Annotated in this window: 21 protein-coding genes; 11 read left to right on the top strand and 10 right to left on the bottom strand. The window is 68.1% G+C overall.

What is annotated here, in order from left to right:
* Positions 1-109 precede the first annotated feature (109 nt).
* Positions 110-1,132, top strand: a complete 1,023-nt coding sequence (locus tag OF829_RS03550; protein WP_264938568.1) for an SGNH/GDSL hydrolase family protein — start codon at positions 110-112, stop codon at positions 1,130-1,132.
* A 168-nt stretch (positions 1,133-1,300) separates the two neighbouring features.
* Here the strand turns inward: OF829_RS03550 and OF829_RS03545 are convergent, their stop codons facing one another.
* The 6 genes from OF829_RS03545 to lgt form a co-directional block, all read right to left on the bottom strand.
* The gene (locus OF829_RS03545) at positions 1,301-2,059 is read right to left on the bottom strand and encodes a hypothetical protein (RefSeq protein WP_264938567.1); all 759 of its coding nucleotides are present in this window, start codon (positions 2,057-2,059) and stop codon (positions 1,301-1,303) included.
* A gap of 92 nt (positions 2,060-2,151) precedes the next feature.
* Positions 2,152-3,468: a cystathionine gamma-synthase family protein gene (locus OF829_RS03540; RefSeq protein WP_264938566.1), complete on the bottom strand. Its 1,317-nt coding sequence runs from the start codon at positions 3,466-3,468 to the stop codon at positions 2,152-2,154.
* 62 nt (positions 3,469-3,530) lie between these two features.
* A complete protein-coding gene (gene pgeF, locus OF829_RS03535; RefSeq protein WP_264938565.1) occupies positions 3,531-4,304 on the bottom strand; it encodes a peptidoglycan editing factor PgeF in 774 nt (257 codons plus the stop codon).
* Complete coding sequence (locus OF829_RS03530; protein ID WP_264938564.1) at positions 4,301-4,810, bottom strand: GNAT family N-acetyltransferase; 510 nt, start codon at positions 4,808-4,810, stop codon at positions 4,301-4,303. The genes pgeF and OF829_RS03530 overlap by 4 nt, the downstream gene beginning before the upstream one ends.
* A complete protein-coding gene (locus tag OF829_RS03525) occupies positions 4,807-5,904 on the bottom strand; it encodes a class I SAM-dependent methyltransferase (protein WP_406701393.1) in 1,098 nt (365 codons plus the stop codon). The genes OF829_RS03530 and OF829_RS03525 overlap by 4 nt, the downstream gene beginning before the upstream one ends.
* A gap of 4 nt (positions 5,905-5,908) precedes the next feature.
* Positions 5,909-6,796, bottom strand: coding sequence for a prolipoprotein diacylglyceryl transferase (gene lgt, locus OF829_RS03520; protein ID WP_264938563.1), 888 nt, complete (start codon positions 6,794-6,796; stop codon positions 5,909-5,911).
* A 152-nt stretch (positions 6,797-6,948) separates the two neighbouring features.
* Between lgt and OF829_RS03515 the strand changes: the two genes are divergently transcribed.
* The 5 genes from OF829_RS03515 (at position 6,949) to OF829_RS03495 (ending at position 12,537) form a co-directional block, all read left to right on the top strand.
* Positions 6,949-9,195, top strand: coding sequence for a xanthine dehydrogenase family protein molybdopterin-binding subunit (locus OF829_RS03515; protein WP_264938562.1), 2,247 nt, complete (start codon positions 6,949-6,951; stop codon positions 9,193-9,195).
* Positions 9,192-10,199, top strand: coding sequence for a ferrochelatase (gene hemH / locus OF829_RS03510; RefSeq protein ID WP_264938561.1), 1,008 nt, complete (start codon positions 9,192-9,194; stop codon positions 10,197-10,199). The genes OF829_RS03515 and hemH overlap by 4 nt, the downstream gene beginning before the upstream one ends.
* A 31-nt stretch (positions 10,200-10,230) precedes the next feature.
* Positions 10,231-10,953 (top strand): acetoacetyl-CoA reductase, encoded by a 723-nt coding sequence (gene phbB / locus OF829_RS03505; RefSeq protein ID WP_264938560.1) that lies wholly within the window; start codon positions 10,231-10,233, stop codon positions 10,951-10,953.
* Positions 10,954-11,036: 83 nt separating this feature from the next.
* Entirely contained in the window at positions 11,037-11,348 is a 312-nt protein-coding gene (locus tag OF829_RS03500; RefSeq protein WP_264938559.1) for a hypothetical protein, read from the top strand.
* A 202-nt stretch (positions 11,349-11,550) separates the two neighbouring features.
* Positions 11,551-12,537, top strand: a complete 987-nt coding sequence (locus OF829_RS03495) for an esterase-like activity of phytase family protein (RefSeq protein ID WP_264938558.1) — start codon at positions 11,551-11,553, stop codon at positions 12,535-12,537.
* A gap of 185 nt (positions 12,538-12,722) precedes the next feature.
* On the opposite strand, the gene rpmB is transcribed toward OF829_RS03495, so the two are convergent.
* The gene (gene rpmB / locus OF829_RS03490; protein WP_264938557.1) at positions 12,723-13,022 is read right to left on the bottom strand and encodes a 50S ribosomal protein L28; all 300 of its coding nucleotides are present in this window, start codon (positions 13,020-13,022) and stop codon (positions 12,723-12,725) included.
* Between the two features lie 162 nt (positions 13,023-13,184).
* On the opposite strand from rpmB, the gene OF829_RS03485 reads away from it, so the two are divergent.
* The 3 genes from OF829_RS03485 (at position 13,185) to OF829_RS03475 (ending at position 14,249) form a co-directional block, all read left to right on the top strand.
* Positions 13,185-13,466, top strand: coding sequence for a hypothetical protein (locus OF829_RS03485; protein ID WP_264938556.1), 282 nt, complete (start codon positions 13,185-13,187; stop codon positions 13,464-13,466).
* A gap of 1 nt (position 13,467) precedes the next feature.
* Positions 13,468-13,641 (top strand): YqaE/Pmp3 family membrane protein, encoded by a 174-nt coding sequence (locus OF829_RS03480; RefSeq protein WP_264938555.1) that lies wholly within the window; start codon positions 13,468-13,470, stop codon positions 13,639-13,641.
* Between the two features lie 176 nt (positions 13,642-13,817).
* Positions 13,818-14,249: a nucleoside deaminase gene (locus tag OF829_RS03475; RefSeq protein WP_264938798.1), complete on the top strand. Its 432-nt coding sequence runs from the start codon at positions 13,818-13,820 to the stop codon at positions 14,247-14,249.
* Here the strand turns inward: OF829_RS03475 and OF829_RS03470 are convergent, their stop codons facing one another.
* On the bottom strand, positions 14,250-14,912 hold the full coding sequence (locus tag OF829_RS03470) for an OmpA family protein (RefSeq protein WP_264938554.1): 663 nt from the start codon (positions 14,910-14,912) through the stop codon (positions 14,250-14,252). It lies immediately after the preceding gene.
* A 118-nt stretch (positions 14,913-15,030) separates the two neighbouring features.
* Between OF829_RS03470 and OF829_RS03465 the strand changes: the two genes are divergently transcribed.
* Both OF829_RS03465 and OF829_RS03460 read left to right on the top strand, forming a co-directional pair.
* Complete coding sequence (locus tag OF829_RS03465) at positions 15,031-16,329, top strand: hemolysin family protein (RefSeq protein WP_264938553.1); 1,299 nt, start codon at positions 15,031-15,033, stop codon at positions 16,327-16,329.
* A gap of 20 nt (positions 16,330-16,349) precedes the next feature.
* Entirely contained in the window at positions 16,350-16,835 is a 486-nt protein-coding gene (locus OF829_RS03460) for a hypothetical protein (protein WP_264938552.1), read from the top strand.
* 7 nt (positions 16,836-16,842) lie between these two features.
* Here the strand turns inward: OF829_RS03460 and OF829_RS03455 are convergent, their stop codons facing one another.
* Together OF829_RS03455 and OF829_RS03450 are read right to left on the bottom strand one after the other, a co-directional pair.
* Positions 16,843-17,916, bottom strand: a complete 1,074-nt coding sequence (locus OF829_RS03455) for a helix-hairpin-helix domain-containing protein (RefSeq protein ID WP_264938551.1) — start codon at positions 17,914-17,916, stop codon at positions 16,843-16,845.
* Between the two features lie 68 nt (positions 17,917-17,984).
* Positions 17,985-19,859 carry a vWA domain-containing protein gene (locus tag OF829_RS03450; protein ID WP_264938550.1) on the bottom strand — a complete coding sequence of 625 codons (1,875 nt, stop codon included), beginning with the start codon at positions 19,857-19,859 and terminating at the stop codon, positions 17,985-17,987.
* Positions 19,860-19,928: the final 69 nt, after the last annotated feature.

The following is a 19,928-nucleotide window of genomic DNA, read 5'->3' as shown; positions in this document are numbered from 1 at the left end:
TGTCGGCCTGTTAGCCTGTGTTTTCATTCGCGCCCCTCCGGAAGGGCATTGGGCCGGATGCACGCGCCCGAGTCAAGGCGGCAGGACGGGACGGAACGGGAGAGAGAATATGCGGCGATTGTGGATGCTTGGCGCGCTGGCGCTGATGGCGGCGGCGCCCGCCTCCTCACCCGAAATGAATGTCGGCGGACGCGTGGTGAAGCAGGCCGATGGGGGGATGCGGTTCGGCTGGCCCGCCATTTATTTCGAGCAGCGTTTCAAGGGCACCGGGGTGGTCGCGACGGTGCAGACCGAGACCGAGATCTTCCGCCTCTATGTCGATGGCAAGGATCGCGGGACGATCCGGCCCGGTGCGCTGACCCTGGGCGTGAAGGGGCTGCCGCAGGGCGAGCATGTAGTTCGGCTGGAGAAGCTGACCGAGAGCCAGTCGGGCGGGGCGGTATTCGGCGGGTTCAAGTTCGACGGCGTGCCGTTGGCGACCCCGCATCGCGCGCGCCGGATCGAGTTCATCGGGGACTCGCACAGCGCGGGCTATGGCAACACGTCGACAAGCCGCACGTGTACCCAGAAGGAAATCCACGACACCACCGACACGCAGCAGGCGTTCGGCCCGCTGGTGGCGAAGCGATTCGACGCGGATTACCGGGTGAATGCCTATTCGGGCGCGGGGATCGTGCGGAACTATAACGGCGTCGCGCCGCAGCAGAACCTCCCGGTCCTCTATGCCCGGGCGATCCCGGGCGAGGAGGCGTCGACCGCGAACGATGCGGGCTGGCAGCCGCAGCTGATCGTCATCAAGCTGGGTTCGAACGACTTCTCGACTCCGCTCCATGCCGGCGAGAAATGGGCCGACCAGGCGGCGCTCCATGCCGATTACCGGGCGAGCTATTCGCGCTTCCTTGCCATGCTGATCGCGCGACACCCCAAGGCGCATTTCCTGCTGATGGCGCACGACCCGTTCATCGAGGATGTGCGCGCGGTGGCGGCCGCCGCGGGCCGCGACATTCCGGTGATCCGGACGGTCGATATGGAGCTGACCGGGTGCGACTGGCACCCCTCGCTCAAGGACGACCGCACGGTGGCGGATCAGATCGAGAAGGCGATAGGGGGGATAAAGGGACTGTGGGACTAGCGTGGCGTTCGATTGGTTAAGCCATCTCCGTCATCCCGGCGAAAGCCGGGACCCAGAGCCGCAAGCGCTGCGCCCGTTACCCTGGGCCCCGGCTTTCGCCGGGGTGACGATTTGATTTGATCCGGTTCCGGCAGGCCGGCGCCCATCTGATGCCCGGCCCGCCTCGGCTCAGAGCGCCTTGGCGAGTTCGGCGTAGACCATTTTGCCCTGCGTCGCCCTGACCAGCACCGCCTTGAGCGCTTCGTCCGACGGCACGGTGCCATAGGCGGCCTTCCACGCGCGCTTGGCGACCTCGACCAGTTCCTTCGCGCCGCCCGGCGAATAGAGCCATTTGCGCTCGGCCTCGACGATCTCGCGGTAATGCTCCTGCTTCCCGCCCCAGAATGCCAGGTCGCCGGGATAGGGCAGCCGCCCTTCGGCGAATAGATAGGCGCGCTGGATCATCTCCTTGCGCAAGGCGGGCGAGGCGTTGAGCTTGGCGCTCTCCTTGACCACGATCGATGCGTAATAGGCCTTGCCTGCCTTGACCTCGGCATCCCAGCTCGCCTGTTCGAGCGGCGTGGAGTTGCGGCCGTGAACCTCGAGAAACGCGCGATCGATCAGCTCGGCGCGAAGCCCCGCGCCGGCGGGCTTGGCGATGAACGCCTTGAGGAATTTGACGGCGCCGTTGAGGTCCACCTCGTTGGCGATCTCGTCCGACATGCCATATTCGGGCGTGCCCATCAGCACGAGCCAGGGATAGATTTCGTTCGGGTTGACGGTGCGCCCGAGCACGATGATCGCGGCGGAGCCGAACGCCTTGTCCACGCGGTCGCTTGCCGCCATCGCCTTCAGGCGATTGTCGATCGGGGTCTGCGCAAACGCGGCGGCGGGGAAGACGCAGGCTGCCAGCACGAGCGCGATCAATAGCGAACGAAGATGAGTCATCGCGAAGCCTCCCGGAAGGAATTCGGTGACCGCGATACTCTGGCCCCTGCCCGGACCATGAACCCATGGCCCGGGTTGCGCAAGCGAAGGGGTTAGACCGCCTTCAGCGCCTCCTCGAAGTCGGCGATCAGATCGTCGGCGTCTTCCACGCCGATCGAGATGCGGACCAGATTGTCCGAAATGCCGAGCGCATCCTTGCGGGCCTGGGGGACCGAGAGGTGGGTCATGCCCGCGGGGTGGGAGGCCAGCGTCTCGGTGCCGCCAAGCGACACGGCGAGCTTGGCGATCTTGAGCGAATCGAGGAAGGCGAAGGCTTCGGTCTCGCCGCCCTTGAGATAGAGCGAGAAGGTCGAGCCCGCGCCGATGCAGTGGCGGCGGTAGATATCGGCCTGGCGCGCATCGTCGCCGCCTTCGAGGAAGCCGAGATAGCCGACCTTCTCGACCTTGGGATGGCCCTTCAGGAATTCGCAGACCTTGGCGGCATTCTCGCCCGCGCGGCTCATGCGCAGTTCGAGCGTTTCCAATGAGCGGAGCAGCATCCAGGCGGTGTTGGGGTCGCAGATCGTGCCGATCGTGTTGCGCATCATGCGGATCGTGTTGATGTGATCCTTGCCGCCGACGACGCTGCCCGCGACCAGATCGCTATGCCCGCCCGCATATTTGGTGAGCGAATAGACGACCAATTCGGCGCCCTGCTTGAGCGGCTGCGCCCAGATCGGCCCCAGGAAGGTGTTGTCGATCGCGATGGGGGGCTTGTTCGCGCCGGTGAAGATCGCGTCGCGGCTGGCGCGGACGGCTTCGACATCGACGAGCGCGTTGGTCGGGTTGGCGGGCGATTCGAGATAGATCAGCGCGACGTTTCCGGTCGCGGCCTTGCTCATCACCGCGTCGATCTCGGCGCGCGTGGCGCCTGCGGGGAAATCGAGCCAATGGACACCGAATCGGCCCAGGATGCGCGCGATCAGCGTCTCGGTCGCGGCATAGAGCGGACCCGAATGGACGATCGTGTCGCCGGGCTTGACCATCGACAGGAAGAGCGTGGCGATCGCCGACATGCCCGAGGAGAAGGCGAGCGCATCCTCGGCCTCTTCCCACACGGCGAGGCGATCTTCGAGAATCTCCTGGTTGGGGCCGTTGAAGCGCGAATAGACCAGGCCCTCGGCGCCGCCCGGGCGCTTGCCGGTGACGCCCTCGAAATGACGCTTGCCCGCGGCGGCATTGGGGAAGACGAAGGTCGAGGTGAGGAAGATCGGCGGCTTGAGCGACCCCTCCGACAGCGTCGGATCATAGCCATAGCCCATCATCATCGTGCTGGGCTTGAGCTTGCGATTCCCGATCTTCTCGGCCGAGGGCTTGGGGCGGCGGCGGGGCGCGGCGCCGGACAGCTCGGCTTCGGTTTCGTCGGTCATTGCGGGTCTCCGGATGCGGGGTTTGCGGTCCCCCTAGACGAAGAGACACGCGCAATAAAGTTTCAATTGATACCAATGATCGAAATCTGGCGCCCATAGTCCGGCTCGCCCAGATGGGTGGCGCGGCGGAAGCTGAAGAAACGCGCAGGCGCCGCATAAGTGTCGAGCCCGAGCATTTCGATCCGGGTGAGGCCGGCCGCGGCGAGGCGGTGCGCGACATAGGCTTCGAGGTCGAACTGGTGATGGCCCGGCTTCCCCGCGGCGAAGAAGCGTTCGTTCGCCGGATCGGCCTCGGCGAAGCGGGCGAGGAAACCGTCGTCCACCTCATAGCTGGCGCGGGCGATGCACGGGCCGATCGCGGCGGCGACGCGGTCGCGCCGGGCGCCGAGCGTCTCCATCAGCGAGAGGGTCGAATCGGTGACCCCGCCGAGCGCGCCCTTCCAGCCGGCATGCGCGGCGCCGATCACGCCCGCCTCGCGGTCGGCGAAGAGGACGGGGGCGCAGTCGGCGGTGAGGATGCCGAGCGCGAGGCCTGGGGTGGCGGTGACCAGCGCGTCGGCGCGGGGGCGCAGCCGGTCATCCCAAGGCTCGACGACGGCGACGGCGTCGGCCGAATGGACCTGGTAGAGGGTGACGAGGCGAGTGCCGGGGAGGACGGCGTCGGCCGCGCGGCGGCGATTCTCGGCGACGGCTTCAGGATCGTCCCGCGTGCCGATGCCGACATTGAGGCCCTCGACCACCCCCTGTGAAACGCCGCCGCGGCGGCCGAGAAAGCCGTGCGCGACGCCTTCGAGCGCCCTGGCCTGGATGGTTTCGACGCTCGCGCCGTCGTTCACAGGGCGAGCCGCATGATATGATCGGTGTCGATCTGATCGCCCACCGGGAAGCCGTAATCGCCGATATGGACGAAGCCGAGCCGGTCGTAGAAGCGGCGGGCGCGGTGGTTATTCTCCCAGACGGTGAGGAGGAGCGCGGAAGCGCCGGCAGCGCGCGCGGCGGCGATGGTCCAGTCCATCAGCACCTGCGCGATCCCCAGGCCATGATGGCTGGATGCGACATAGATCTGGCTGAGCTGGCGCGCGCCGGGCTCGGCGTCGGGGAGCCAGGGCGGGATCAGCTTGGTGTAGCCGACGATCCGGCCCTCATCCAAGGCGAGGTGGGTGCGCCTTTCCGGATCGCCGAGTTCGCGGATCAGGGGCCCGTGGGGGCCATAGGCGTGCGCGAGATAGGCGGCGATATTTTCGGGCGGGGCCGAATGCTCGAAGGTCTCGAGCCAGATCTTCTGCGCCATCGCATCGAGCTCGGGCCCATCGGCGGGGACGGCGTCGCGATAGCTGATCATGCGAACCCCGCCGGCACCGGCCAGCCGGGGGCCGTCAGGGCGATGACCTTGAACAGCTCGCCCATCATCTCGTCGCCGACCAGCCGGTCGCGGTCGGCGGCGAGCGCGTCGGCGCGTTCGGGCGACGCCTTTGCCAGCGCCGCGGCACGCTGATCGATGCCGAGCGCGGTGAGGAATTCGCCTTGCGTGACCGGTCCGTGGACGGTCAGGCCCTCGATCTCGGCGGCTTCGCGGATCGTGCCGAAATCGACATGCGCGGTGAGATCCGCCTCGCCGGGCTCGTCGAACGGGTTGGCATAGGCATGCCCGCGCACCGCCTGGAGCGTGTCGCCGATCGCGGGCCCCTGATAGCCATAGTCGATGATCAGCGCCGCGCCGCCCTGGGCGAGCAGCCGCGCGGCGAGCGCGCGCAGGATCGCGACCCCGGCGGGCGAGGTTTCGAGGATCGATCCGGGATCGGCCTCGCGCAGGCCCCCGGGAATGATCTGGTCGAAACCGCGGTCGCCGACCACGGGCAGGAATAGCGTGTCCTGGCAGGCGACCAGCCGCTCGCGCCATCCCATGTCCGTCTTGACCAATTGCCGGATCGGCAGGGCGTCGAAGAACTCGTTCGCGACGACGAGCAAAGGCAGGTCGTCCTCGACCCCGAACAGGTCGAGGCTCCATTCGGCGTTGGGCACCGCCTCGGCCTGGACGGCGCGGAGGATCGGGCTGGTCTCGACGAAATGGACCGGGGGGTCGAGCCCGGCCTTGGCCATTGCCCGCAAGGCATCGGCGGCGAGCGTGCCGCGGCCGGGACCCAGCTCGACATAGCGCGATGCCGGCCGCCCCGCGCGGTCCCAAAGATCGGCCAGCGCCAGCCCGATCAGCTCGCCGAACATCTGGCTGACCTCGGGCGCGGTGGTGAAATCGCCGCGCGCGCCCAGCGGATCGCGGGTGGCGTAATAATGCGCGTTGGCGGCGCCCATGAACTGCGACAGCGGGATCGGCCCGCCCAGCGTGATCGCGCGGGCGAGACGTTCGGGGAGCAGCGGTTCGGCGGCATTCTCCGCCCGCTCCTTTGGCGTGGCGGAGAGGGGATGGTCGTCGGTCACTGGTTCAGGCGACGCTCTCGCCGCCCGCGACCGGCTCGACGCGCTCGCGGCGCTTCTTCGCGGTCGCGATCAGATAGAGGCCACCGGCGATCATCGGCAGGCACAGCAACTGGCCCATGTGCAGCCCGGGCGTGCCGAGGATCGCATTGTCGAGATACTGGCCGTCCGCCTCGCGGAAGAATTCGACAAAATAGCGGAAGGACCCGTAACCGAGCAGGAAGGTACCGACGAGCCGGCCTGGATAGTAGCGCGCATCGGTCCGCCAGAAGAGGAACCAGAGGATCGCGAACAGCAGGATTCCCTCGAGCCCCGCCTCGTAGAGCTGGCTCGGGTGGCGCGCAGGCTCGGCCATGCCGGCGGGGACCGTGTTGTTGAAGACGATGCCCCAGGCGACGTCGGTCTTCCTGCCCCACAGCTCGCCGTTCACGAAGTTCGCCAGCCGGCCGAAGAACAGGCCGAACGGCGCGACGCAGGCAACATAATCATGCACGCGCAGCCAGTTGAGCTTGTGCTGCCGCGCCAGCCACAGGATCGCGAGCGTCACGCCCATCACGCCGCCATGGAACGACATGCCGCCGTCCCACAGCTTGAGCACCTGCAGCGGCGAGAGCAGCATTTCGGGCTGGTAGAAGATCACATAGCCCAGCCGCCCGCCGACGATCACGCCGAGCGTCGCATAGAAGACCAGATCGTCGGCATGGCGCCGCGACATCGGCGCGCCGGGCTGGGCGAGCAGCCTCAGCAGATACCACCAGCCGATCAGGATGCCGACGATATAGGCCAGCGAATACCATTTGATCTGGAAGAAGCCGAGATCGAGCGCGACCGGATTGAGGCCGATATCGGCGAAGCGAAGATGCGATCCGGCGGCGGCGAGGGTTTCGATAAGCACGGTAACGGGGTCCCCCGGGGCGGTGGTGTGTCGCCTTCCTAATGCGGTTGTGCGGCAAACCCAAGGTCCCATTCTCCACTCCCCCCTTTCTGGAGGCGAGGGCAGGAAAGGGTATCTGGCGTCGCTGGTTTCGGCACGATACAGCAGCCCCGATGGCGGACGATATCCATGCGCTGCTGAAGACCGGGCCGAGCCGGCGGACCTTGCTGATCGGGGGCGGCGCGGGGCTGGGGCTGCTGGTCGCCTGGGCAGTATGGCCGCGCACCTATCTGCCCAATCTCACCGCCGAGGCGGGCGAGACGATCTTCGGCGCCTGGCTCAAGATCGGCACCGACGGGCATGTGACCGTCGCGGTGCCGCAGGCCGAGCTGGGGCAGGGCGTGTTCACCGCCTTTGCGCAGATCATCGCGGACGAATTGGGCGCGGACTGGAAGATGGTGGGGGTCGAGCCGGCGCCGCTCAACCCGCTCTACGCCAATCCGCTGGGCGCCTCGGAGCTGTTCGAGGTCGCGCTCGGCAGCTTGTCCGACCAGCTCCAGCGCACCCATGCGGCACGGACCGCGCTGGTGCTCACCGCCAGTTCCTCGTCGATCCGCAACTTCGAAGGCGAGCTGCGCCAGGCCGGTGCGGCGGCGCGGGTGATGCTGTGCAAGGCGGCGGCGCGGAAATGGGGGATCGACTGGCAGTCGAGCGGGACGATCGACGGCACGGTGGTGCACGGCAGCCAGCGGATAGGCTTCGGCGAGATCGCGGCGTTGGCGGCGGACGAGGAGCTGCCCGAGACGGTGCCGCTCAGGGGCGAAGAGGCGAACCGGCTGGCGGGACAGGCCGTGCCGCGGCTCGACGTGCCGGGCAAGGTCGATGGCAGCGCCAATTACGCGGCCGATATAAGGCTCGAGAATATGGTCCATGCCTCGATCCGGCAGGGGCCGCTCGGCGAGACGCGGCTGGTCAGGGCCGATGAGGCGGCGGCGAAGAAGCTGCCCGGCATGCGCGCGGTGGTGAGTGGCGAGAAATGGATCGCCGCGGTCGCGGATAGTTGGTGGACGGCGGACCGCGCGCTCGACGCGATGCGGCCGCGCTTCCTGATCCCCAAGGAAGTCGTCACCAGCGACACGATCGAGGAGGCGCTCACCAAGGCGCTCGACGGCGATGGCGCGCGGATCGCCAGCGCGGGCGACCTGGCGGCGACCTTCAAGGGCGCCAAGGTGGTGAGCGCAGAATATCGCGTTGGCGTCGCGCTCCACGCCGCGCTCGAGCCGATGACCGCGACTGCGTCGTACGAGAATGGCCGGTTGAGCCTGTGGATGCCGACCCAGGCGCCGGGCCTTGCCCGTGCCGCCGCGGCGCGCGCGATCGGACTGGGCGAGGAGCGCGTCACCGTCCATTCGATGATGGCGGGCGGATCGTTCGGCGCGAAGCTCGAAAATGACGTCGCCGGGCAGGTCGCTGTGATCGCCAGGCAGGTCGGGCGCCCGGTGCAGCTCACCTGGTCGCGGACCGAGGATTTCCGGCACGACCGCTATCGCGCCGCCGCCGCCGCGCGGCTGACCGCGCGGCTGGGAGAGCCGGCGAGCGTGGCGGGCTGGCTCGCCAAGATCGCCGCGCCGGCGACGGGGCGCGCGCTCGCCGAGCGGCTGATGGGGGGCGATCCGCTGGTTGCGGCGGGGCTGGCGCTGCCGGGCGCGGGCGACGCTTCGGCGGTGGCGGGCGCGGTGCCGGCCTATGCCATCCCCCATTACGCGATCGACCATCATGTCGCCGATCTGGGGCTCCAGTTCGGGCATTGGCGGTCGGGGGCGCACAGCTACACCGCCTTCTTCACCGAAAGCTTCATCGACGAGCTGGCGCATGTCGCGGGCCTCGATGCGCTGCCGTTCCGCATGGCGATGCTGGGCAACAACCCGCGGCTCGCGCGCTGCCTCCAGACGGTGACCCAGCTGGGTGGTTGGCAGGGCGGCGAGCCGGGGAGCGGGCAGGGGATCGCCTGCCATGCCTTCAATGGAAGCTATATCGCGGTGATGGCCGAGGCGCGGCTGGCGGGGCGCAAGATCAAGGTCGAGCGGCTGGTCGCGGCGGCGGATGTCGGGCGGGTGGTGAACCCGGACCTCGTCACGCAGCAGATCGAGGGCGGGCTGATCTTCGGCATGGCGGCGGCGGTCGGCTGCTCGACCGGCTTTGCCGACAATGCCGCCGAGGTGCGGACGATCGACGCGCTCAAGCTGCCGACCCTGGCCGATTCGCCCGACATCACGGTCGAGCTGATCCGCAGCGAATCCGATCCGGGCGGGGTGGGCGAACTGGGCGTGCCCGCGGTGGCGCCGGCGATCGCCAATGCGCTCCAGGCGGCGACGGGCGTGCGCTTCCGGCGGCTGCCCTTGCTTTCGGAAGTGGAGTGAGGCCGGCGGGGCATCCTGACGTGCAGCATGGCCGGATCGGCGTGCTGCTCGTCAATCTCGGTACGCCCGATGCGCCGACGAGCGCGGCGGTACGGCGTTATCTGGCCGAGTTTCTGTCGGACCGGCGGGTGGTGGAGATCCCGCCGCTCGTCTGGCAACCGGTCCTGCGGGGGATCATCCTCAACACGCGGCCGCGAAAGTCCGCGCATGCCTATTCGCAGGTGTGGACCGAGCAGGGATCGCCGCTCGCCGCGATCACGCGGGCGCAGGCCGAGGCGCTCGGCGCCGCCGATCTTTGGGGAGAGGTCGTCGTCGATTGGGCGATGCGCTATGGTAACCCGTCGATCGGCGAACGGCTGGCGGCGATGAAGGCGGCGGGATGCGACCGCATCCTGATCGCGCCGCTCTATCCGCAATATTGTTCGGCGACGACCGCGACCGCGAACGATGCGGCGTTCGCGGTGCTCGCGGCGATGCGCTGGCAGCCGGCGGTGCGGACGCTGCCGCCCTATCATGACGATCCCGCCTATATCGGCGCGCTCAAAGCGTCGGTGGAGGCCAGCCTCGCTGCGCTCGATTTCGAGCCGGAAGCCATCGTCGCGAGCTTCCACGGCATGCCGCAGCGGACGCTCGAGCTGGGCGATCCCTATCATTGTCACTGCCAGAAGACCGCGCGGATGCTGTCCGAGGCGCTGGGGAGGCCGCTGACGGCGGCGTTCCAGTCGCGCTTCGGGCGCGCGAAATGGCTGGAGCCCGCGACCGACATCACGCTCGCCCGGCTGGCGGCGGAGGGGGTGAAGAAGGTCGCGGTGGTCGCGCCCGGCTTTTCGGCCGACTGCCTGGAGACACTGGAGGAGCTGGCGATCCGCGGACGCGAACAGTTCCTCGCCGCGGGCGGAACCGATTTCGCCTATCTGCCTTGCCTGAATGCAAGCGAACCGGGCATGGAAATGCTGCGCAATATAATCGGACGGGAACTTGCGGGCTGGGCGGCTACTTCCTAGCGTCGGGGCAACAAGAACAGGAGATGATGCAATGGCACGCGTAGCGATCGTGACGGGCGGAACCCGCGGAATCGGGGAGGCGATCAGCCTCGCGCTCAAGGAGCAGGGCGTCACTGTCGCCGCAAACTATGCCGGCAATGCCGAAAAGGCGGCCGCCTTCACCGCGGCGACGGGCATCAAGGCCTATGCCTGGGACGTCGGCGATTTCGACGCGTGCGCGGCGGGCGTGGCACAGGTCGAGGCCGAGCTGGGGCCGGTCGATATCCTGGTCAACAATGCCGGCATCACCCGCGACGGCACCATCCTGAAGATGACCCGCGAGATGTGGGAGGATGTGATCCGCATCAATCTGGGCGGCTGCTTCAACATGGCGCACGCGACCTTCCCGGGGATGCGCAACCGGAAATGGGGGCGGATCGTCAATATCGGCTCGATCAACGGGCAGGCGGGCCAATATGGCCAGGTCAACTATGCCGCGGCCAAATCGGGCATCCATGGCTTCACCAAGGCGCTGGCGCAGGAAGGCGCCCGGGCCGGGGTGACGGTCAACGCGATCGCGCCGGGCTATATCGACACCGATATGGTCGCCGCAGTGCCGCCCGAGGTGCTCGAGAAGATCGTGGCGAAGATTCCGGTGGGGCGGCTCGGCCAGGCGAGCGAGATCGCGCGTGGGGTAACCTTTCTCTGCTCGGAAGAGGGCGGGTTCGTGACCGGCTCGACGCTGTCGATCAACGGTGGGCAGCATATGTATTGACCGCCGCTCTGCCAATAAGGAACGGTTTCTCCACACGCCCTGCGCATCGCCCCGCTATGCCATCCAGCAACGAAGGGGGCGGGATGCGCGTCAGGGATTTTCCGCTGCGATGGATCGCGGCCAATGCGTTCGGCATTGCCGCCTTCCTGACCAGCGCTTCGCGTTTTTGGATCGAGCCCGAGGTGGCGGATATTCCGGGTGCGAGCGGGGGTGCCGCATTCGGTTGGATTGTCTTCGCGGCGCCAATTGCAGCGTTGTTCATACTCGCGAACCTGGGCTGGCTCGGTGTCAGATTGTGGCGGCGGCAGGGTTGGTGTTCGGCTGCGATTGCGGTGCTGCTGCTCGCCGCCTGGGCCGGGACGTGGCTGTTCGACAATGCGCACCATGGGATATGACCCCAAGACGCGAAAAGGGCCGGTCCCGCGGGGGGACCGGCCCTTAGCCCCTCGATACGCAACCCGAGGGTATTTCTTACGCCTACAACGTGGATAACCATAAAGCGGTTCCATTGATCGCTCGCTGAACGATGTGGTTATCCGGCGTTCATCTTTGCGGGGGCGGCTATCGCGGCGCGCGGCAGCGGCTATGGTCGGCGCGATGTCCCGGCGCCTGCTGCTCTCCGCCCTGCTGATTCTCTTCGCCGCGCCCTCCTATTCGGGAGAGGAGCCCGCGGAGCATTTTCGAGGGGCGGCGGAGATGAGCGCGACCCCTGTGGCGATCGATCCGGGCGATCCCGCGCGGGTGAAAATCGGGTCGCTGACCTATCTGGGCGGGGTGCGGCTGCGCAGCCCGGCGCCCGCGTTCGGCGGCTTTTCCTCGATGCGGATCGAGGGCAACCGCTTCACCTTGCTCAGCGACGGCGGGCATCTCGTGCGGTTCGACATGGATGCGGGGTTCCGGGTCCGCGCTCCCGCCTTTGCCGAGCTCGCGGACGGGCCCGGTACCGGCTGGCTCAAGGGCGACCGCGACAGCGAATCGATGACGGCGGACCCGAAGACAGGCCGCTTCTGGGTCGGGTTCGAGCAATCGAACGAGATCTGGCGCTACGATGCTTCGGGCAAGGCCCAGGCGCATCTGGCGCCGCTGCCGATGGTGCGCTGGGCGGCCAATGGCGGGCCCGAGGCGATGGTGCGCCTCGCGAACGGCAATTTCATCGTGATCAGCGAGGTGATGCGCCCGATCGACGACAAGACCCGCTCGGCGCGCGAGGCATTGCTGTTCCGCGGCGATCCGACCGATCCGAAGACGGAGATCCAGCGTTTCGCCTATCGCCCGCCCCCGGGATACGATCCGACCGACATGGCCGAGCTGCCCGACGGGCGGCTGCTGATCCTCCACCGCGCACTCGGCCTCCCGCCGGCGCTGTTTACCGCCAAGCTGGTGATCATCGGCCGCGGCGCGGTTCGGCCGGGCGCGTTCGTGGAGGGACGCGAGATCGCGACCTTCGAGGCGCCCCTGATCCGCGACAATTTCGAGGCGCTGGCGGTGACGCGGGAGGGCGGGGCGACGATCGTGTGGATCGCGTCGGATGACAACCGGGAGTGGTGGGAGCAGTCGCTGCTGCTCAAGTTCCGGCTGGATTGATTCCCTTCTAACCCCGTTCGCGCTGAGCTCGTCGAAGCCCTGTCTTTCTTTTCCGGCCATGGGAATGAAGAAGAGCAGCCCTTCGACAAGCTCAGGGCGAACGGGGATGGGGTCGGCTGCTGGAAAACGCGAACGGCCCGCTCTCCGGGTGGAGAACGGGCCGTCAGCCTTGCCGCGAATCGCCTTCAGGCGGCTGCGGCGGTTCCGGCGTTCGCCTTGCGCACGTCGCGCTTCAGGCGGCGGCAGCGCAGCGACAGATCCTCGTCGCTCGTCTTGAGCAGCCAATTGTCGAGGCCGCCGACATGCTCGACCGAACGCAGGCCGTGCGTCGAGACGCGCAGCTTGACGCTCTTGCCCAGCGCGTCCGAGATCAGCGTGACATTCTGCAGGTTGGGCAGGAAGGTCCGCTTGGTCTTGTTGTTGGCGTGGGAAACATTGTGGCCCACCTGCCGGCCCTTGCCGGTCAGCTCGCAAATGCGCGACATTGCTGTAAATCCTGAGTTTGGCCGGAGCCGGAAAGGCCGCGCCGATAACCGTTATGGGACGGGGCGTCAACCGATTCGCCCGTTATTCCGCTTGTGCGCGTGCAACTCGCATGGTGAATGGCGCGTTATTACGCAGACGGAATCAATAGGGGAGCTGAAACGATGCGTGGAATCCTGGTGCTTTTGGGCCTGCTGGTGCTGGCCGCCGTGGTGTTGATCTCGCTCGGCATGCTGAAGATCGACTGGAAGGCGGGCCAGATGCCGTCGTTCGAATTCAAGATGGATGGCGGCAAGCTGCCGACGGTCCAGACCGGGACGGTCGAGACCGGTACCACCAACGTCACCGTCGTGACGCCCACGGTCGAGATGAAGAACACCGTCGTCACGCTGCCGACGGTCGAAGTGAAGCCGGCGCCGGGGGCGACGCCGGCCGCGAAGAAATAGGATGGTCGGGTCGCCGGGGCAGATAGCCGCGGCGATCCTGTTGCCGCCGCTGGGCGTGTATCTCGCCCGCGGCGGTTCGCGCGCGTTCGCCATTGCCTGTGGACTGACGTTGCTCGGCTTCGTGCCGGGCATGGCCTATGCCTTGTGGGTGGTGCTGAGGGGCGCGGCGGGCTAGGATGGATCGCCATTCAGCCCATACCGGCCTGCAAATGGCGGTTCCGCGCGCTTCCGGTGCTCACGTGCCTTTAGCACGCTGCGCTCCGGGTCACGCAAAACCACCATTTTCGACTCGGTCTGGACTAAATGTCGATCCATCCTAGACCCCCACCCATGTTCCCGCTCCCCGAACCGATGCGCGCCGCGCTGGAGGCCGCCCGTGGCGCTGCGCAAGCGGGCGAGGTGCCGGTAGGGGCGGTGCTCGTGCAGGGCGGACGGGTGATCGTGGCGGCGGGGAACGCGCCGCGCGGGCTCGCCGATCCGACCGCGCATGCCGAGATGCGGGTGATCCGCGAGGGCGCGGCGCTGCTCGGGCGCGAACGGCTCGAGGATTGCGACCTGTGGGTGACGCTCGAGCCCTGCGCGATGTGCGCAGGCGCGATCGCGCACGCCCGGATCGCGCGGCTCTATTATGGCGCGAGCGATCCCAAGGGCGGCGCGATCGAGCATGGCCCTCGCTTCTTCGCCCAGCCGACCTGCCACCACAGGCCCGAAATCTATTCCGGCATCGGCGAAGGCGAGGCAGCGGGGCTGCTGCGGGACTTCTTCAGGGACCGGCGCGGCTGATCAGTCGCGGCGAATCGGCACGAGCTTGATCTCGACGCGCCGGTTGGCGGCGCGGCCGGCGTCGGTTTCGTTGCTGGCGACCGGTTGGGTCTCGCCGAAGCCGCGCGTGCCGAGCCTGACGCTGCGAACGCCGCGCGCCGCGAGATAGTCCGCGACCGAGGCCGCGCGACGCTCCGAAAGGGACTGGTTATAGTCGTCCGATCCGCGCGAATCGGTGTGGCCGTAGACATCGACATAGGTCTGTTCATAGTCGCGTAGCACCATCGCCACCTGATCGAGCGTGGGGGCGTAGCGCGGGTCGATCGCCGCACTGTCGGTCGCGAAGGTGATGCTGGAGGGCATGCGCAGGATCAGCTCGTCGCCGTTGCGGATCACCTGGATGTCGGTTCCGGCCGTGCGGCGGCGCAGATCCTGCTCCTGCCGGTCCATATACGAACCGACGGCGACGCCCGCGAGCCCCCCAATGCCGGCCCCGATCAGCTTTTCGGTCCGATCGTTCCGGCCGCCGACGATATCGCCGACCAGATAGCCGCCAAGCGCTCCGCCAATCCCGCCGATCGCGGCCCGCGAGACGCGGCGTTCGCCGGTGTTGGGATCGGTGACGCACGCGCTGGTGAGCAGCGTCAGCGCGGTGAGGGCGATCAGGGGCGGATAGCGGTTCATGATAATCTCCTTAGGCACGGTCAAACAGACCGCGGCTAGCGCTTGTTCCGGTTGCGGGTCGTTTGATGCCGCAGCCTGTTGTGAACCACGGGGAACCCGCTGTATGAGGACCCAGCCCATGGTCCCACCCTTCCCCTGGATCGACGTCGCGATCATCCTCGCCCTGATCGCGCTCAACGGCGTCTTCTCGATGTCCGAGCTGGCGATCGTCTCGGCGCGCCCCGCGCGGCTCGAGGCGCTGGCGCGGGTCGGCAAGCATGGCGCGCGCACCGCGATCGCGCTGGCGGCGGACCCGGGCAAGTTCCTCTCGACCGTCCAGATCGGCATCACGCTGATCGGCATCATCGCGGGTGCCTATTCGGGCGCCAGCCTGGGCGAGCCGGTGGCCAAGCGGATCGAGCTGCTGGGGCTGAGCGCGGAAACCGCGCAGACCGTGAGCCTGGTGCTGGTGATCGGCATCACCACCTTCGCCAGCCTTGTGGTGGGCGAGCTGGTGCCCAAGCAGTTCGCGCTGCGCTCGCCCGAGCCGATCGCGGTGGCGATGGCCGTACCGATGCTGTGGCTCAGCCGGATAACCGCGCCGATCGTATGGCTGCTCGACCAGAGCAGCGGGCTGATCTTCCGCCTGATCGGGCTCAACCGCGAATCGGAAAATCGCGTTACCGCCGAGGAGCTCCACCTGATCGTCGCCGAGGCCACGCGATCCGGGGTGATCGAGGAGCATGAGCGCTCGATCATCTCGAGCGTGGTGCGGCTGGCGGACCGGCCGGTGCGCGAGGTGATGACGCCGCGCACCGATTGCGACTGGGTCGATGTCGGGCTCGACGATGCCGGGATCCGCAAGGCGCTGCTGGCGACGCCGCACACGCGGCTGCCGGTGGGCGAGGGATCGATCGACGCCGTCATCGGCGTGGTACAGGCGCGCGATATCGTCGGGGCGCTGTTCCGCGGCGAGGCGCTCGACCTGCGCAAGCTGATGCGCGAGGCGCCGATCCTGCCCGATACGGTCGATGCGATGGACGCCCTTGGGGCGCTGCGCCGGGCGGAAGTGCCGATGGGGCTCGTCCATGACGAATATGGCCATTTCGAAGGGATCGTGACCCCCGCCAACCTGCTCGCGGCGATCGCTGGCGAGCTGGCGTCGGACGCGGTGCCCGGCGAGAATCCCAATGTGGTGGTGCGCGAGGACGGATCGCTGCTCGTCTCGGGCCAGATGGCGGCGGATTCGCTCGCCGAGCGGATCGGCATCGACCTGCCCGAGGACCGCGACTATGCGACCGTTGCGGGGCTCGCGCTGGCGGTGCTCAAGAAGCTGCCGGTCGAGGGCGAGAGTTTCACCGAACAGGGCTGGCGCTTCGAGATCGTCGACATGGACGAGCGCAAGATCGACAAATTGCTGGTGCGCGAGGCGGAGTAGGGCGGCGAGAGGCGGCGGACATGCACTATGTGACCGTGTTCGACGCCGCCAGCTGGAGCGCGATGACGCGCGAATGGCTGTCGCTGCTGATGGGTGCCCTGTTCGTCGCGACCGCCGGTCCGGCAATCTATGGCGACCATCGCATTCCGGGCCAGCAGCCATGGCAGGGCCCCAGCCGCACGGTGGCGCGGATCGTCTTCCCCTTCATCGTGCTGGTCCTCACCTTCCTGGCAAGCGGGCCGATCGGCGCAGCGATCCTCTCGCGCAAGGCGCTGCTGGCGGGGAATTGCACCGTGATGGAGGGCAAGGTCCGCAACTTCCGCCCGCAGCCGTTCGAGCGGGGCTATGAGGCGTTCGACCTGAACGGCACGCACTTCGCCTATACGCCACGCCAGCTATGGGGCTTCCGCCGGATCGCGGCGCGCGGCGGGCCGCTGCACGAGGGCGTGCAGGTGCGGCTGTGCAACTTCGACGGCGCGATCCTGAAGCTCGAAGTGGCGCGCTGATCGCCCGCTAGAGCTTCCCGAACGTATTCTCGAACCCGGCGATGTCGCCCTCCGCGAGGAAGCGGGCCTGGTCGATCCAGCGGTCTCGCTCGAGCCGGCCCTGGAAATCGCCGAGCTTCGAATCGAGATCGGCGGCTTCGTCGGGGGTCAGCGCGGCGATCTGGCTGAAGCTGGTGATGCCGACGCTATTGAGCCGGTCGGCGAGGCGCGGGCCGACACCCTTCATGCGGGTGAGTTCGTCCGCGGCCGGGGCGGCGGGCGCAGGGGCCGGTTCGGGTTCGGGGGCAGGCTCAGGCGCGGGCTCGGCGGCGGCCAACTCGGGCGCGGTTTCGACCGCGACATGCTCGGGCGCGGGTTCCGGCGCGGGGGTGGCGAGATCGGCGGCCAGCGCGGCCGGCGAGGCCTCCAGCGGCGCGGCGGCGGCGATCGGTTCGTCGGCGAGCGGCGCTGGCTCGGGGGCCGCTTCGGCGGCGGGTTCGGGCGCGGCTTCCACGGCCGGCTCCGGCTCGGGCGCCGTTTCGACCACCGGTTCGGGCTCCGGCGCGGCTTCGGCGGCCGGTTCGGGCGCGGGCTCATGTACCGCGTCCATCACCGTTTCGGCGGGCGGTTCGCCCTCGGCGGCGACGGGCGGTTCGGCGATCGCATGCGCTTCGCCCGCGGGCGAGGCGTCGAGCGGCTCGGCTTCGGCGCTCGGTGCTTCGGGGAGCGGCTCGGGCTCGGGTTCGCGCGCCGGGGCACCTTCGACGGCGACGGGTTCAGGCTCCGGCTCGGCCTCGACGGCCGGTTCGGGCTCGGGAGCGGCCTCGACGACGGGCTCGGGCTCGGGCGCGTCGGCCACCGGGATCGGCGCGGGCGGCGGCGGGGTGATCGGGCGTGCGGTCTCCGCCTCGGGCGCGGCGTAGAAATAATCGTCGCGGTCCTTGAGCTCGCGGGCCTCGCGCGCCTTGCGCCCGGCAAGGGCCGCGATCCACCACAGGAACAGCAGCACGACCAGAAGGCCCGCGGCCATCAGCGCGAAAGGAAGCGTCAGCCACTCCGGACCGCCGGCCACCAGGGGCGCGGTCGACTGCAGGTTCATCATGGCGCCCTCCCGACGCTATTCAGCGAGTCTTCGTCCCGATGAATAGCGCCGGATTGGACGCAGTCGAGTCAATCCCCACGCCTCTGGCGCGGATATTGTGCATCTGCGAGACGGACCAGCCGGCCGAATTCGCTCCGCCAATAGTCGTTCGAGTCGCCCGCGAGCATTCCGATCTGCGAGAAACTGAACCCGTTCAGATACTTGTCGCCGCGCAGCCGCTGGCCGAACGCCGCCACCGCGACGATGAAGGCCATATCGCCCTGCGGCTCGATCGCGCCGCTCAATTGGCGGGCCCAGACGGGCTGCGAGATCAGCCGCGACTCGCGCTCGCCGGGCAGCTTGTAGCGCAGCTTGACGAAGGCGGCCTCGGGCGCGGTGCCGCGGCCGAGCGGCGGGGTCGCGTCGTAGCGGCGTTCGGGCAGCCAGCCCGCGCCGTCCGCAGGGACGATCTCGTAGAGCGCGGTCACCTGGTGCCCGGCGCCGATATCGCCGGCATCGACCGCATCGTTGGCGAAATCCTCGTTCGCCAGCGCGCGGTTCTCATAGCCGATCAGGCGATATTCCTTGACCTGGGCGGGGTTGAACTCGACCTGGACCTTCACATCCTTCGCGATGGTGAAGAGCGTCGCCGACAGCTCGTCGTCGAGCACCTTGCGGGCCTCCATCGGGCTGTCGATATAGCAATAATTGCCGTTCCCGACGTCCGCGATCCGCTCCATCATCGCTTCGTTGTAATTGCCGTCACCGAAGCCGAGCGTGGTGAGGGTGATCCCGCTCTCGCGGTTGCGCTTGACCAGCGCTTCCATCGATTTGTTGTCGCTTACGCCGACGTTGAAGTCGCCATCGGTGGCGAGCATGATCCGGTTGATTCCGCCAGGCATGAAATTCTTGCGGGCGACGTCATAGGCGAGCTTGATGCCTTCGCCGCCCGCGGTCGAGCCGCCGGCTTCCAGGCAATCGAGCGCCTGCTTGATGTAGCGGGGGTTCGAGGTCGGATCGAGCACGACGCCCGCGGCGCCGGCACAGACGACGATCGAGACCTTGTCGTTGGGCGTCAGCCGGTCGGCGAGCAGGCTGAGCGCCTGTTTGACGAGCGGCAGTTTCTCGGGCTCGTCCATCGATCCCGAGACATCGACGAGGAAGACGAGGTTCGCGGGCGGGCGCCCCTTGGCGCTGACGTCATAGCCGCGCAGGCCGATCCTCAGCAGGCGGGTGTTCTTGTTCCACGGGGTGCGCGACACGTCGGTGGTGACGCTGAACGGCACGTCGCGGCTGGTGGGGCGGGGATAATCGTAGCGGAAATAGTTGATCATCTCCTCGGTGCGCACCGCTTCGGCGGGGACCGCCTGGCGCTGGTTGAGGAAGCGGCGGACGTTCGAATAGGCGCCGGTGTCGACATCGACCGAGAAGGTCGAGATCGGCTGGGTCTGGACCGACAGGATCGAGGCGACCGACTGGCCCTGGTAGCGCTCGGTATTGCCGGGCGCGCCATAGGGTTCGCTCTGGGGCGCGGCGGTAAAACCCTGGCTAAGCTGGCCCGAGCGGTTCATCGCGACGCCGGGGACGCGCTGGACCGATTCGGTGACCGAGCGGTCGGGCAGCGCGCCGACATCCTCGGCGGTGATCGCATCGACCGTCTGGCCGCTATTGACCTTCGCATTCGGCGAATTGGACAGCGAGGCGCGCACGCCGGTGACGGTGACCTCCTGGGACTGGGGCTGGACCCGGGTAGGGGCCGGCGGGGGTGCCGGGGCATAGACCGGCACCGGGCGGCCGCGCGGGGCGGGGCGGTATCGCTCCCGATCATTGTCGCCGTCATGGCAGCGGACCGGCGAGCGGTCCTGCCGGGCGATCCGGGGGCCGTCCTGCGCGAGCAGGGGCGGGGGCGCGGCGGAGGTGAGAAGGAGCGAAACGCTGCCGATCAACAGGGCGGAACGCGACATAGGCTGACTCCCCTAATGATTGCGGGCGGCCCTCTCCCGGCGGCCCGAACGGGGAATGTCGCGCGCCCG

Source organism: Sphingomonas caeni (genome assembly GCF_026013415.1).
GTDB classification, from domain to species: Bacteria; Pseudomonadota; Alphaproteobacteria; order Sphingomonadales; family Sphingomonadaceae; genus Sphingomonas; species Sphingomonas caeni.
This window is presented reverse-complemented; position numbering and strand designations above follow the sequence as displayed.